Origin of the sequence: Pseudomonas weihenstephanensis (assembly GCF_016812185.1) — a bacterium.
Classification (GTDB): Bacteria; Pseudomonadota; Gammaproteobacteria; order Pseudomonadales; family Pseudomonadaceae; genus Aquipseudomonas; species Aquipseudomonas weihenstephanensis.
The window spans coordinates 112,596-126,876 of the sequence record NZ_JAAEBV010000008.1 but is presented as its reverse complement, the minus strand read 5'-3'; the positions used below and the strand labels follow the sequence as shown (position 1 = coordinate 126,876).

The following is a 14,281-nucleotide window of genomic DNA, read 5'->3' as shown; positions in this document are numbered from 1 at the left end:
CTAAGGGCTCTCAGCAACCTACCGACACCCATGTTACTCAGGTGGCATGGGTCATCCCCGTTGTTTAATACCCCACCTTTTAATCTTGCATTTGCTCACGTCATTAGCAGATCGCTCTTATCCATCGAGCGCAGCGCCCTACAGGCATCAGCCAGCCAATTGCTCAAGCTAGCCGGCTATGACAATTGCAATGGGTTATTCAAGGATGTGGAACTTACAATCGCACCATGGGCCACGCAACAACCGTGGCTATGAACGCGTGCCTGGGACGCTCGCAATCAGTTTGCTGACCAGCCTGTGGACCGGGCAGGTGCTGGCCTATGACGAAAGAGGCCAGTTGAACGATCCCGCCAGTTGGCACAGCACGGAGTACCAGTCCAATTGGGGACTGCAAGCCATCGGGGCTGATTACGCTTACGCCAGAGGCCTGAACGGCATCGGCATACACATGGGCATGCTCGACACAGGCACTGACCTGCGTCACCCCCAGTTCCATGGCAAAGATCACACAGGGCTGAACCTGGCAGAGCCTGGATGCCACAGTGAACAAAACCTGTCGGTTGCCGACGGGTGTTTTTATACCCGTGGTGATCTCGAACAAGTGACCTGGAACGATGTGCCCCCTGAAGACATTCTGGCGTTCGAACAAAGCGTGGCCGATGGGCTGGTTGATGCCCAAGAGTTGAAATACTTTCTGGAAAACATCGGAGTACGCGCTGACAGCCACGGGACACATGTGGCAGGCACACTGCTGGCGAACCGAGACGGTGAAGGGATTCACGGGCTGGCCTGGGGGAGCCAGCTGCACGCGATGCGCCATTCCACCCATGCCTACTTCAGCCCGGTATCTATTGAACTTGAACCGCGCTCTTTGACACTAAGCGCCATATCCGATGCTCATGCGCAACTCCAGCAGCTACAGGTTCGCCTGATTAACCACAGCTGGGGGCTGGCTCAAGTGCTGAGGAGTGTTACACAGCTAGACCAGAGTCTACTGGGAGCTCCCGGTCAGTTAGGCAGTGCATTGGGAGACGCCTCCCGTCAGTTTGGCTTGTTGCAAGTCTGGGCGGCGGGAAATACACCTGAGTATGCAAATCTGTCCCCAGAAAGCGCGCCGTTCGCAGACGCTTTGCCAACGCTGCCACGCCTGTACCCTGAGCTGGAGCCTTACTGGCTCAGCGTGGTCAATGTGAATCAAAGCCTCACACTCTCTGACCGTTCTATGCGCTGCGGATATAGCCACAATTGGTGCCTGGCAGCACCCGGCACCGACATTAATTCCACAGTGGTCTCAGCGCAGATAGAGGCCGAAAAAACCTATGACATGCAGGGCGAAATAAGCGGGTTCAAGATCATTGCAAACCAGCCAACGTTTGCTTATGAGGTTGAATCAGGCACGTCGATGGCTGCACCACACGTTACAGGCGGCCTTGCCTTGCTAATGGAGCGCTTCCCTTATCTGAGTAACGCGCAAATCCGCGACGTACTCCTGACCACTGCACGCGATCTGGGTGTGCCCGGCGTGGATGAGGTGTATGGCTGGGGCTTGATGGACCTGAAAAAAGCCATCGACGGGCCTGGGCAGTTACGCGTCGATACCCACGTGGCAATGAGTGCTCAAGCAGGTGGAGCCAAGGTTTGGCAGGGTAATGCGTGGGACGATTGGCGAAACGATATCGGCGGGCTTGGCCGTCTTGGCAAGAGCGGGCCTGGCTGGCTACGACTCAGTGGCCACAATAGCTTTGCAGGCGCAACGCTAGATGATGGCACCTTGGAGCTCCAGGGCATTCAACGTTTATCGAGCGACATTCAGGTCAAGGGTGGGCGACTGCTTATTAACGGTACGTTGCTCAATACCGCCCTCAACATAAACGGCGGCATGGCGCACATTGCCGGTCAACAGTTGGGCGCTTACACCCGTGTTGGCCCAGCCGGGTTTCTAAGGGGTGATGGCACGCTCTCGCACACTCAGGTACTGGGCACCCTTGCTCCCGGTAGTGCGGACAAGGCCCTGAACGTCAATGGCGATTACGAGCAAGGCCGCGAGTCACTGTTCATTTTCCGACCTGGCCTTATGCCTGCCAAACCTGCACTCGAGGTGACCGGTTCAGCACTGCTACACGGTGGGACCTTGCACCTTATCCCGCAGGCTGAGGTGATGACACTGGGACAACGCTACGCGGTACTTGAAGCCGATGCCGGTGTTTACGGGCAGTTTAGCTCGGTGGATCACCCTGCGATTTCACCGTTTTTACGCATTGATCAGACTCTGGACTTGAACGCGTTGGGGCTTGAAGTCAGCCGTGGTGTGCCGCTGGCCTCTGCGGCCACTACGTCCAACCAGCGTGCTACGGCCAACGCTGCCGACCGCCTGACCGTATCGCATCCTCTGGCGCAGCGCTTGACTGCGTTATTTCCCGTAGACGCCCCGCCTGCGCTCGACCAACTGAGCGGCCAAATACATGCAAGTACCCAGTCAGTGTTGATGGAAAACAGTCGCGTCATACGCAATACAGCACTTGAGCATGCAGGCAGTGTGCAGCACCACCCCACACAAGAGTCGCCACCTTCACGCCAAACCGTGTGGGTTCAGTCCCTGCACAACAATGGCCGCATCGACGGCAATAGCAATGCTCAAGCGGCACGCTACACCACCACAGGTGTGCTGTTGGGTGCCGATCTTGACTTCAACCAAGGCACGCGCCTCGGCGTAATGATGGCCAGCGGCCAAGGCGACGTCACAACTGGCTTGCGCGACAAAGCCCGGTTCGACGCGTATCAGATTGGCCTGTATGCCGGGCACACGTGGGACGCATTCGGGCTTTATGGCGGGCTGGCTTATGCCCATCACACAGTCCAAAGCAAACGCCGGGTCAGCTTCACAGGACTGAATGAAACACTGTCCAGTGACGCCAAAAGTCGTACCCGACAGGCGTTTATCGAAGGCCGCTATCGTTGGCAATCGGGGATATGGGACGTACAGCCCTACTTGCAACTGGCGCACGTACGGTTACACCGCGCGCCCTATAAAGAACAAGGGGGACATGGCGCATTAAACATCCGTAGCACCCAGAGCGCAGTGAATATGGCCACTGGAGGCATACGTTTCATGTTCGATCTGAGCAAAACTTCAGTGGGTCCTGCCTGCCTAAGCATCACCTCTGGCGCGGCTTATACGCGTGGCAGTGGGGACCTGCGACCCGTATCCGACGTTGCCTGGCAAGAGGGCGCCACGATGCACATCAGCGGTGCACCGATGAACAAGGCTAGCACCCAGTTGGACATCGGCGGCGTTGCACAGCTAACTCCTGATAGCACTTTTAACGTCAGCATGAACCATCACCGCGGTGATCGTGCCCGCGAACATGGCATTACAGCGCACTACAGTTTTGCTTTCTGAATGAGCCAACGAACAGGCCAGGCTGATGCTCAGGTCTGTTTTTTGTCCAAAAAACTGCACCTGGGCGTTACAGCCTAGGCTCTGTACCCACAGTGGCTGGACCTGATGTGTTTAACGCTGCAAACATCAGATCGGCCACAGTGCGTTCGTCCAAATGACTGTACCCAACACCCTCCTCGCTGCCCCCCCTCTTTACATCAGTCGTAACCAATGCATTCCGGGCCGTAGATTGCTGCCTGTCATTAATGATCTGCAATCAAAACACCCCGAGTGTACGAACTCCTTACACGTTGCTGACGGTGCCTAGGAACCCGAAAACGTGATTTGCGCACCCACAAGGACGCCTCAGGAACCCATCACGTCCTGTCGCCAGAGAATCATATCGCCACATTTTACAGGAGTCCTTGAATGACAACTTCCACGCTTTCGACAGTACAGAACAGGCCGCAGCAGCCCCTGCCCACCGCCAAAGAACTGGCACCTGCTTCGCAAGACAGGCCGCAAACCTCTTCAGAGCCACACACCCTTACCCATCATTCTGTGGCTGCACAGACCCACCCCAAAAACCTCTCAAGCACCGCATCAGTCAGCGTAGGTTTGAAAAAGGCATTAGCCGATAAACAAGACCTAATGGAGTTGGGCAAAAAACTTAACGCAATCATGACGAAGCTGGGGCCACACCCTCCTCCTGGAGCCATAACATCTGAACTTAAAAATACGCAGATGGACATTCACCCCGACTCGCCCTACATCCCCCAGTCGGGCAGTACGGTCACACTCGAAACGTATATCAAGGACAGTGAGTGGTTTTTACCGACACGCTCTTTACAAGTAAGCACTCTGGCGGATGCCGTACTGAGCAGAGCCTTGCAGCACCCGCTGGGCAATTTTGGCGGCAGCCTGTCATGGCCGCGACCTCTCACTGAACCTGAACAAAGCACCCTATTGAGCGGCGCCACCAATTTCGTTGCTAGTCGTCCAAATCCATCGCACATGGGCGGCACAAGCGTCGGAATACTGGAATACCTGAACAGCAACCAAAAGCTCAGCGAAGAAGCTATAAAAAACCCGGCCAAGGCGTTGGAGACCATCATCAGTACGCCTCGCGCCCAAGCACTTGGGCAAAGCTTACAAGCTCAATTAGATGGCATCGCCACGGACTCCAGCGCGAATGATTACGCGCTGGCAGCCATTAATTTGATGCTCGACCCGGATGCCTTAACCACGCCACGCCGTAACAAAGTCGCTGGCTTCGACTTGGCACAGCAAAGTCACTGGGGAGAACCGGTATCGAAAATACGCGCAGAACTGAGCAGCCACTTGAGCCGCACGGGTAAAACCACCCCTGAGATGGCCAACGTGGGCGCCTACCTGCTATTGGCAAGAAAAGCACCGGAGTTCCTGGCTAAAGATATCCCCGACAGCGTGACCTATGGCAGTGGCGCCTGGGTCAGCTTCGCCGTTGCAGCGGCTTCGGTAGAGGCTAATGCTCCGGGCACCGTTCCCAACTTGAGCTATGCCCAGGTCATGACTGAGGCTCAAACCCTCGGAGCGCAATATAAAGCCAGCACTCAACAAGCCAATAAGCTCGCCCTGCTGGATTGGGCCGTGGTTCAAGGCATTCTCCCGGCAAAAGAATCCGAAGATTACAGCGCGCAAGAAATCGAGCTAGGGAGAACCACGTTCAATGCCCAGTCGTCTGAACGAATTAAAGGATCCAGACTAGCGAACACCGAAATCCCCAGCCGCAAAGAAATTGCGTTGCTCAAACTTAAAGAGCGGTTTGGTGCAGGTGTGCCTTTTGAAGAACCGCTGCTGGAACCTAAACATCCCTCGACACCGTCTCCCTACCTGTTATCTGTGGCGGCGCGAGGCCCCGTGTACGGTCACTCACTGCTCGATATTGCGATGGGCGGGCAGGTAATGAGCAACATCGAATGGAAAACTTCCGATCCGCGTATCGCGGCGGCTATCAAAGACAAATCCCTCGTGTTCGACACCAACGAAGTGTTCAATACGAAATTCTCACAGGCCATGGACGACACTAAAGAATCGATTGCCATCCTTATTAAACATTTCATCTCCGAACTTCCCTTGCCTGACAGAAAGAACTTTGAATTCGGCGCGCTAGAGTTTCGTCAAGAACAAATATATAAAAGAGGACTGACGAGCACTCACGTCGATAAAAAGCCTTCGCTGTTTGTGAAGACCACGGTTGGCTCCACACAGTGCGCTTATGAAATCAACACCTCTGAGGGGAAAATAAAACCGATCTCGATGGGTATTTATAACCACTCGGACCGACTCTCTGGCGCTAACACTATAAAGATGGAAGCGTTTATACCCTCCACCGTCGCAAACCTGACATCCAGACCTCCCTCCAGTACAGGCCTGCCCCCCAATAGTTTTTCAAGTCCGCGCACTCAAACCATTGCCAATGTAATGGTTGAGCATCTTGATATTGATAACGAGGCGGTGGTGAGGCAAGCCACGGGTAGTACACGTTACGAAGACGCACTCGACGCCGAGAAGAACGTCAATAATTTTTTTCTGGACCTGATTCCCTTGAGATCCGCCATTGTTAACTTTAGTAAGGGCAATTATGGTGCAGGGGCTTTAGACCTCGCTTTTGATATATTTGGTTTTGCTACAGCCGCCGCCGGGGTCAGTGCGAAAGTTTTAAACGTCACCAGTAAAGCCGCTTCGACGGGGGCTAAAATTTTGCAGGCAAGCAAAATTATTGGCAAGCCTCTTATTGGGGAATTTAACCCCTTCAGTGTCGCCGGCACTCTCCTTGAGGGCGGGGTTAAACTTACAAGCAAGGCGATCAAGACATTCAGTGCAGCCAGTGGCAGCTATGACTTCTTGAAGGCGGCCAGCCGACAGTATGAAATCGCGGCGAAGGGGAACTTACAGATTGCCGGAAACAGCGTAGAGACCAGCGCGGTGCTCAAAGAGGGTAAATGGTACAGCTATGATGCTGCCCGTTCGCGCCCCTATGGCGCGCACCTGAACAATTTTTCGCCCACCGTGGTGGCACGCGATGGGGACATCCAGCACTCGGACTGGTTTTCCAGTTGGTTTGGCAACACATCCAATCCGAACTTTGCACAAGATTTTGAAACGGCGCGCGCGAACGCATTACTTACCGATAACACAGGTTTCAATCGTGGCTTTAGTAGTCAAACGCCACCTAACGTAACAGGTTACGCCGCGTCAATGAGCATTGATGATATTAAGAAGCTGGCCGTGGCCTCCACGTGCTCTGCGGAACAACTAGGCCGTCTGTCTCAGCGAATAGATTTCCTGGAGAAATTACCTCAGGCGTATGGGACACAACTGACAAACGCCAAACTCGCTGATGCACACAATTTCAATCTGGGTTATACGTCAGGCAACCCCGCTGTTATTAACGGGTATTCTCCTTCGTTGACGATTCCCCAGCTAAAAGAACTGACGCTGGCCCCCGGTCGAACACCACACGAGATTGGCTGTTTAAGAAAAAAAATTGAACATGACGCCATACACATTAGCTTAGGTAATTCCCAAAGGTTCAGTGAGGAGGTCACCGCGGCCGGAGGCAAGATGATACACATGCCGCAAGGATTCTATCTCAATCAGGTCAACCCTATCTCGGTAGGTGAATGTGCAGCGCTGTCCAACGCAATGGCTTATGCCATTCAAGAAGGGAAACAACACATATTGATCGAAAACTTCTATACCACGGTGGCGCATCCTGAGCATGTCAACACACAAAAATTTAAGCAAAACATGACAAACTTTCAGGCCACCCTTAGAACAGATTTTCACGGTGGACAAACCCCCTACCAGGCAACTTACTCAGAAATCATTTCAGATCTGGCCGATGCGAGAGCATCAGGGAGCATACTGATCGGGAATAATAAACATGGGGTGACAGCCGGAGTGGTAGTGAACGGGTCTGCTAAAGAATGGTTTTATTACGACCCGAACTTTGGCCTGGCATCGTTTCAAACTAAAGAGAGCTTACGTAATGGCTTGGAACGCATCATGAATAGTGGCCCGGCCAGCCAAATGTTTAAGCCCGACCCACGCACCCTTACCTATGATGTCTCTGCGTTCAATGAGTTGCACTTGATAAGTACCGTTAACAGCATGAATGTCTTAACTCTTTTCAACGGTCTTATCAAAATTCCTAAAACTACACCGCCAACTACACCGTAAGGCCTGTTAAGGGAGCCAGTTGTTGGCTCCCCATGCCTGGATAAGCGTCAACCCCCTGTGTTGAGCTAAAGCCGCTCACATCTGCAAAGCGACGCTAAATCGCTTCACTGCATGATTTACATCAAAAACTCGCCATTCAATTGACCTTCAGGTAACAAATATCTCATCGCGTTGTACGACAGGTGCTAGGTTTGACCCCGTAAGGCTCGAATAACAGATGCCGGGCTTTACCCGTTACCGTTCAGACACTGAGCAAAAGGAAACGCTCGATGAATCCTATGGGCAACAGTACTAAAGTGACCTTTCCCAACGCCTGCCAACTGATGCGCTGGCATTTTAAACCGATGGGCTTTGAGGCAACCATGGATGCGCCTCGCAGCATGATCGTGCGACTGTACGACCGCGCCAGTGGCGAGACGGTTATCGCAATTGCCGGCATTCCCTGCTCCACCGTCATGACCACCGGCGAAGTGGCGCACATCATTCAAGCCGTTGAAGACGAGCTTGAGAGTTTCGTTCCACCGCAGGCATGGCGTGTACTGGCCTGAATCTCGCAGCGCACTGAAGCCTCACGCCTCTCACAACCGACCTCTCCCACGAGGATCACGCCTGATCCTCTTTCTCGATAACTTCATGTCGCGCTCTGTTTCTTAAAGGGCTGGCAGATATTTTTTACTACAAATACGAACCTATATCATTTGCTTTTATATCCACATGGAAGCTGATCACCTCATTATTCTTCGCATGCGGAAATTTCGATGTTGCCCTCACCTCCCCTGCCTTTTCGTCTACCCCCCATTGCTGCAACCCTCATCGGCTGCCTGAGTGCGTGTGCCGGTTTTGCCGTCCATGCTGATCAAGCAGCGGGGGGCACGTTGACACTGGACCCTACCGCTGTATCGGCCGATGCCCCGTCCCAAAACGCCTTACCTGCTGTGTACAGCGGCGGTCAGATCGCGCGCGGCGGTGAATTGGGCGTGCTGGGTAATCAGGACATCATGGATGTCCCTTTCACGATGTCGAGCTACACCTCGCAACTGATTGAAGACCAACAGGCCGAAAACCTGGGTGATGTGCTGCTCAATGACGCCTCCGTGCGCCAGTCATTCGGCTACGGCAACGCCTCACAAATTTTTGTGATCCGCGGCCTCCCCCTCAGCACAGATGATATTTCCTATAACGGTTTGTACGGTGTTCTGCCACGCCAGGTCATTTCAGCTGACAACCTTGAGCGTGTAGAAGTGTTCAAAGGGCCGAATGCCTTCATCCATGGCGTTACGCCTACCGGTTCGGGGGTGGGAGGCGGCATTAACCTTCAGCCAAAACGCGCGTTAGACACACCGACCCGACGCTTTACCACGGATATTTCCAGCGATGGACGCGTGGGTGAGCACCTCGATCTGGGACAACGTTTTGGTACCGACAACCCGTTCGGGGTACGCATGAACCTGGCGCAACGCGAAGGTGACACCGCCATCGACGATGAAAACCAGCGCACCAAGCTGTTTGCCCTGGGTCTGGATTACCGTGGTGATCGCTTGCGTGTATCGACTGATGTTGGCTATCAAAAGCAACGCATCAATGGCAACCGTAACGTGGTGTACGCGGGCGCCAAGCTCTCAGACGTCCCCCATGCCCCCGATGCCGACCACAACTACAGCCAGAAGTGGACATCCACTGAACTGGGTGCCAAAACCTGCCCCCGGTAAATACGTGGGTGGCGACATTAATGATCCGGGGATTGTCGGTAAAACCATCAACCGCAGCGTGGCGCTCTCTGACACCGTGGGCTTTGTCGATGACCGCATTCTCGTCACCTACGGCCTGCGCAAACAGACACTGAAAGTGGATGGCTGGAACTACAAAGGCACTCGATCCGCTGCCTACGACGAATCCATCACCACCCCGGTCTACGGCATCGTGCTCAAACCATGGGACAACGTTTCGTTGTATGCCAACCGCATCGAAGGGTTGGCTCAAGGCCCGACCGCACCCGCGTCTGCGGGTGGCAGCCCGGTGGCCAATGCTGGCGAAGTATTTGCCCCCGCGCGCTCCAAGCAGGTAGAAGCCGGGGTCAAGTATGACCACGGCACCTTTGGCGCGAGTCTGGGTGTTTACCGTATTGAAAAACCGTCAGATGGCTATACCAATGCGGACAACGTGTATGTGCGTCAGGGCACACAACGCAATCGTGGCGTAGAAATGAACATTTACGGTGAGCCCATCGATGGCCTGCGCCTGCTGGCAGGCGCAACGGTGATGGACACTGAGTTGAGGGACACCAAAAACGGCGCCAATGATGGCAATCGGGCAATCGGTGTGCCCAAGTTCCAGTACAACCTGGGCGCTGACTGGGATGTGCCAGGGCTGCAAGGCGTGGCGCTGAATGCGCGCATGCTGCACACCGGCGGCCAATACGTGAATGAAGCCAACACCCTGAGCATTCCGGCCTGGAACCGTTTCGACCTGGGCGCGCGGTACAGCTTTGACGTGGAGCAGCGTGCCATCACCTTGCGCGCGAATCTGGAAAACGTCGCCAACACAAACTACTGGGCGTCTGCCAACGGCGGCTACTTGAGCCAGGGTGAACCGCGCTCATTGAAAGTCTCGGCGACCGTCGACTTCTAACGACCCGAAGAAGGACAGGCCGGTGGTTAAAACCGGTCTGCCCACCCTGCGCTCACAGTATCCGGTACAGCAAGCGCTCGATCCGCACCCGGCTGACCCGGCGCAAAAACTTGGCCACTGCTGGCGGGTAATCGGCCAGGGTTTCCAAGTGTTTGTATGAGTCAATGCGCCGGGTGTGAGCAAAAATCGCCTCCAGCTCTTTGCGTCGTGGCTCTAGCAGTTCGCGCCGTGGATCATCGATCAACAGGCCGTTTTCCAGATCCAGACGAAACGCCCTCGGGTTGAGGTTATTGCCCGTAATCAGGGTGTAGCGCTCATCCACCCACATACCCTTGAGGTGATAGGTGTTATCGCCGTCGCGCCACAAGTGCAGGTTCAGCAGGCCGCTGTCGATCATACGCTGATGACTTTTAGCAAACCGGCGCAGGCTCAACTCATACAAATACGGCAACGCCGCGATCACTTTGAACGGCTCACTGGGCGGGATGTAGAAATCATTCGCCGTCTTGTCACCGACCACGATATCAATGCGTACACCCCGCTCCAGCGCGCGATTGATTTCGCGGGTCACAGGCAAAGGCAGATTGAAGTACGGGGTACAGAGGGTCAGTTGCTGTTGCGCACTGGCGATCAATTCACAGATCACGCGACTGAGCGGGTTGTTTTTACCCACCCCCAGCAAAGGGCTGACAGACAGGCCGAAATGGCCGACCGTACCGGCGCTGGTGTCGTAACTGGCTTTTTTCAGACGACTGCGCAGATCACCGATGGCAGAGCGCAGACTGCGCGTGCTCGGCAGTGAAGGCACATCAAGCCGATGCACCGCTTGGGTCTGGATCAAATCGTGCTGCACAAAATGCTGCATCGAATCGGCCAACGGCTTGTTGTTAAGTACGTGATAGCGATCGAAACGGTACTTGTCGAACTTGTGCAGGTACACGTTATTGAGGCTGGCACCGCTGTAGATCACGCAGTCGTCAACGATGAAGCCTTTAAGGTGCAACACCCCGAACAGTTCACGGGTTTGCACCGGCACGCCGTAAATCGGTACCTGCGTGTCATGTGCCTGCGTCTGCGCCTGATACCAGGCCGCATTGCCAGGCTGCTTGCCCGCGCCAATCAATCCGCGCTGAGCGCGCAGCCAATCGACCATGACCACGATTTCAAGCTCAGGCCGGGCGGCTTTGGCGGCATGCAGGGCATCGAGAATTTCCTGTCCGGCTTCATCCTGTTGCAGGTACAAGGCCACCAGCGTAATGCGCTGACGGGCACCTGCAATATGCTGCAACAGGCAACGGCGAAACTCGGCCGCACTGGGCAAGATGTGCACCGCATCGGCGGCCAACGGGAAACTGCGCAACTTAGGCAGCAAAGAGCGTTTGAAGAACGACGGCATAGGGCTCGCTAAGGGTCGAATGCGAAGAACCGCGAAGCTTACACGATTCTGTGTTTTAAGCATTAGCCACGCCGCTGTCGGTGGCCCTCTTAACCCTGGCCCAGGCTCCACAACCGTGCGATGTCGCGCGCGCGATCAGTCAACAACTGCGACGCATGCGCACACGCGTGCTCCAGCGTCATCGGGCCGCTGGTTAGAGCAAACGCCGCATGAATGCCGTGTGCGTACAGCGCTTGATAGCCATCACCCAAAGTGCCCGCCACCACGACCACTGGCACGCCGTGTTGCTGAGCGATGCGTGCCACGCCAAAGGGCGTCTTGCCGCGCAAGGTTTGTGCATCGAAACGGCCTTCGCCGGTGATGACCAGCGCCGCGCCCTGCACCGCCTCTGCCAGAGCCACCAGTTCCGCAACGACCTCCACCCCGGCGCGAAACTGCGCGCCAAGAAACGCCTTGGCAGCAAAGCCCAACCCACCTGCCGCTCCAGAGCCTGGCTCATCACGCACATCCTTGGGCAGCACAGTGGCGCAACGGTCTGCAAAATGCCCCAGCGCCTGGTCCAGCAGGTTGACTTGCTCGGGCGAGGCGCCTTTCTGCGGGCCGAAAATGGCCGAGGCGCCGTGCTCGCCGCACAGCGGGTTATTCACGTCCGCTGCGATTTCAAAGCGCACCCCGGCCAGCCTTGCATCCAGCCCTTGCAGTTCGATGCGGGCCAGCTTGGCCAACGCTAAACCGCCACGAGGCAGCGGCTGACCTTGAGCATCAAACAATCCCAGCCCCAAGGCTTGCAGCGCCCCGGCACCTGCATCATTGGTCGCACTGCCACCGATGGCCAGAATGATGCGCTGTGCGCCTGCGTCCAGCGCGGCCTTGATCAACTCACCGGTGCCATAGGTGCTGCTGATGCATGCATTGCGTTGGCCGAGCGCCACCAATTGCAAGCCACTGGCTTCTGCCATTTCAATGATCGCGGTGTGGCTGTCCGGCAGCCAGCCCCAGTTCGCCTGAACCGGCTCACCCAAAGGCCCTTGCACCTGATGACGGCGTAACTGGCCATTGCCTGCTGCCACAATCGCGTCAACGGTTCCCTCACCGCCGTCGGCCATCGGGCATTTGATCAACTGCGCGTGCGGCAAGACGTCAGCCAGGCCGATAGCAATGGCATCGGCGACTTTTGCAGCGCTCAGGCTGTCTTTGAACGAGTCAGGGGCAATGACGATTTTCATCAGGCAAATCTCCAGTTCTTATGCACGCCATGCTGCCAGCAACCGTGGGTAAACACGCCAGTCGGCTGCACAAGGTATCACGGGCTTTGTTGTACATTCCCACAAGCTCAGCGCTTGAGGTCAGACAAGGGTTTGACTCATCAGGCTCACTGGCCGAAGCTGAACACCTTTACGCACGTCTGTTTCTGGAATCTGCATGCTCAAGCCCCGCCGCTATCTGCTGATCAGCCTTGCCTCTGCCATCGTTGCCGCCTGCCTCTGGTTGTGGATGCGCCCTGGCGCGACCGTGAACTCTGCCAGCGTCCCCCACAGCTACGCCAAGGCGCTTGAGCAGGCGCACAATGGTCAGCCGGGTGCTGCGCGCGTGCTTTATCAGCAATTGGCCCGTCCTGATTTATCCGACATCCGCCGCGCCAGCCTGCATGCCGAACTGCCCAACTACCCCAGCCCGCAAGCCTTGAAGCTTGCCGATGCCGATTTGCAACATCCTTCGCCTCTGGTTCGCGAAGCCGCGATCCAGAGCATCGTCGGCTTGGTGCCGAACGCTCAACGCACACTGCTGCTGGGGCCGATCCTGGATGACACGGAGCAAAGCGTGCGCTTTGCTGCCGCCAATGCGTTGCTGGGGTTATCACCGGATGAGCAAGGGCTGTATTTCGGTCCGCTGCAACACGTCATTGACGAATATGAACGGGCACTCAAAACCCAGCCGGACAGCGCACAAGCGCAAGGCCAACTGGCACGGCTGTACCTGCATGAAGGTCAATTGGACGATGCTCAAGCCGCGCTGGAAAAAGTCACCCTCCTTGAACCGGACAATCTAAAAGCCGTGGTCGCGCGGGTAGAGTTGCTGGACAAGCGCGGTGAAACCGACAAGGCTCGCGCATTATTGGCCCAGCAACTGCAAGCCAAGCCCGACTCTGCCTACTTACAACATGCACTGGGCATTTGGCTGCTTAACCATGGCCAAACCGAGTACGCCCTGCTGGGTTTGGCCAAAGCGGTAGAACTGGAACCCGACAACAGCGACTACCGTTACAAGCTTGCGATCGCCTTGCATGACCTTGAGCAACTGGAGGCGGCACAACGCCAACTTGAAGAACTGCTGCAACGCCAGCCTTCCAATCGCAAAGCCCGGGTGTTGTTAATCCGTTACTGGAAGGAGTCCGGGCAATTGCAAAATGTGCAGGTGCTGCTGGCGCAGCTGGAGCAGCAAAACCCGGATGACCCGGCCTTACAGCAGGGACTTTGAGCACTGCCTGCCACTCAGGGCCTGAGCGAACACGTCACGGTCATGGGTGAGGAGATCGCAATGGACTTACTCAAACGCACCGTGTTAACGCCAATAAACCCTCCATATTAATAATAATTTCAAAACGTTGAACCGCCACGATACCGCAGGGTCAAGACCTTATAGCCGCTTAATAC

Annotated in this window: 6 protein-coding genes and 1 pseudogene; 5 read left to right on the top strand and 2 right to left on the bottom strand. The window is 55.6% G+C overall.

All coding sequences use genetic code 11. From position 1 onward, the window contains the following. Nucleotides 1-205 precede the first annotated feature (205 nt). The 4 genes and pseudogenes from GYN01_RS20775 (at nucleotide 206) to GYN01_RS20760 (ending at nucleotide 10,231) form a co-directional block, all read left to right on the top strand. Nucleotides 206-3,400 carry a S8 family serine peptidase gene (locus GYN01_RS20775; protein WP_203307715.1) on the top strand — a complete coding sequence of 1,065 codons (3,195 nt, stop codon included), beginning with the start codon at nucleotides 206-208 and terminating at the stop codon, nucleotides 3,398-3,400. Between the two features lie 408 nt (nucleotides 3,401-3,808). Beyond that, nucleotides 3,809-7,603, top strand: coding sequence for a hypothetical protein (locus GYN01_RS20770; RefSeq protein ID WP_203307714.1), 3,795 nt, complete (start codon nucleotides 3,809-3,811; stop codon nucleotides 7,601-7,603). 269 nt (nucleotides 7,604-7,872) lie between these two features. Next, a complete protein-coding gene (locus GYN01_RS20765; protein ID WP_048365807.1) occupies nucleotides 7,873-8,151 on the top strand; it encodes a DUF1652 domain-containing protein in 279 nt (92 codons plus the stop codon). A gap of 213 nt (nucleotides 8,152-8,364) precedes the next feature. Further along, nucleotides 8,365-10,231, top strand: a pseudogene (locus GYN01_RS20760) (TonB-dependent receptor). 52 nt (nucleotides 10,232-10,283) lie between these two features. On the opposite strand, the gene pssA reads toward GYN01_RS20760, so the two are convergent. Beyond that, complete coding sequence (pssA, locus tag GYN01_RS20755) at nucleotides 10,284-11,627, bottom strand: CDP-diacylglycerol--serine O-phosphatidyltransferase (RefSeq protein ID WP_048402451.1); 1,344 nt, start codon at nucleotides 11,625-11,627, stop codon at nucleotides 10,284-10,286. An 89-nt stretch (nucleotides 11,628-11,716) separates the two neighbouring features. After that, entirely contained in the window at nucleotides 11,717-12,853 is a 1,137-nt protein-coding gene (locus GYN01_RS20750; RefSeq protein WP_048365809.1) for a glycerate kinase, read from the bottom strand. A 196-nt stretch (nucleotides 12,854-13,049) separates the two neighbouring features. Here GYN01_RS20750 and GYN01_RS20745 point away from each other — a divergent pair, with 196 nt between their 5' ends. After that, nucleotides 13,050-14,105, top strand: coding sequence for a tetratricopeptide repeat protein (locus tag GYN01_RS20745; protein WP_203307713.1), 1,056 nt, complete (start codon nucleotides 13,050-13,052; stop codon nucleotides 14,103-14,105). Nucleotides 14,106-14,281: the final 176 nt, after the last annotated feature.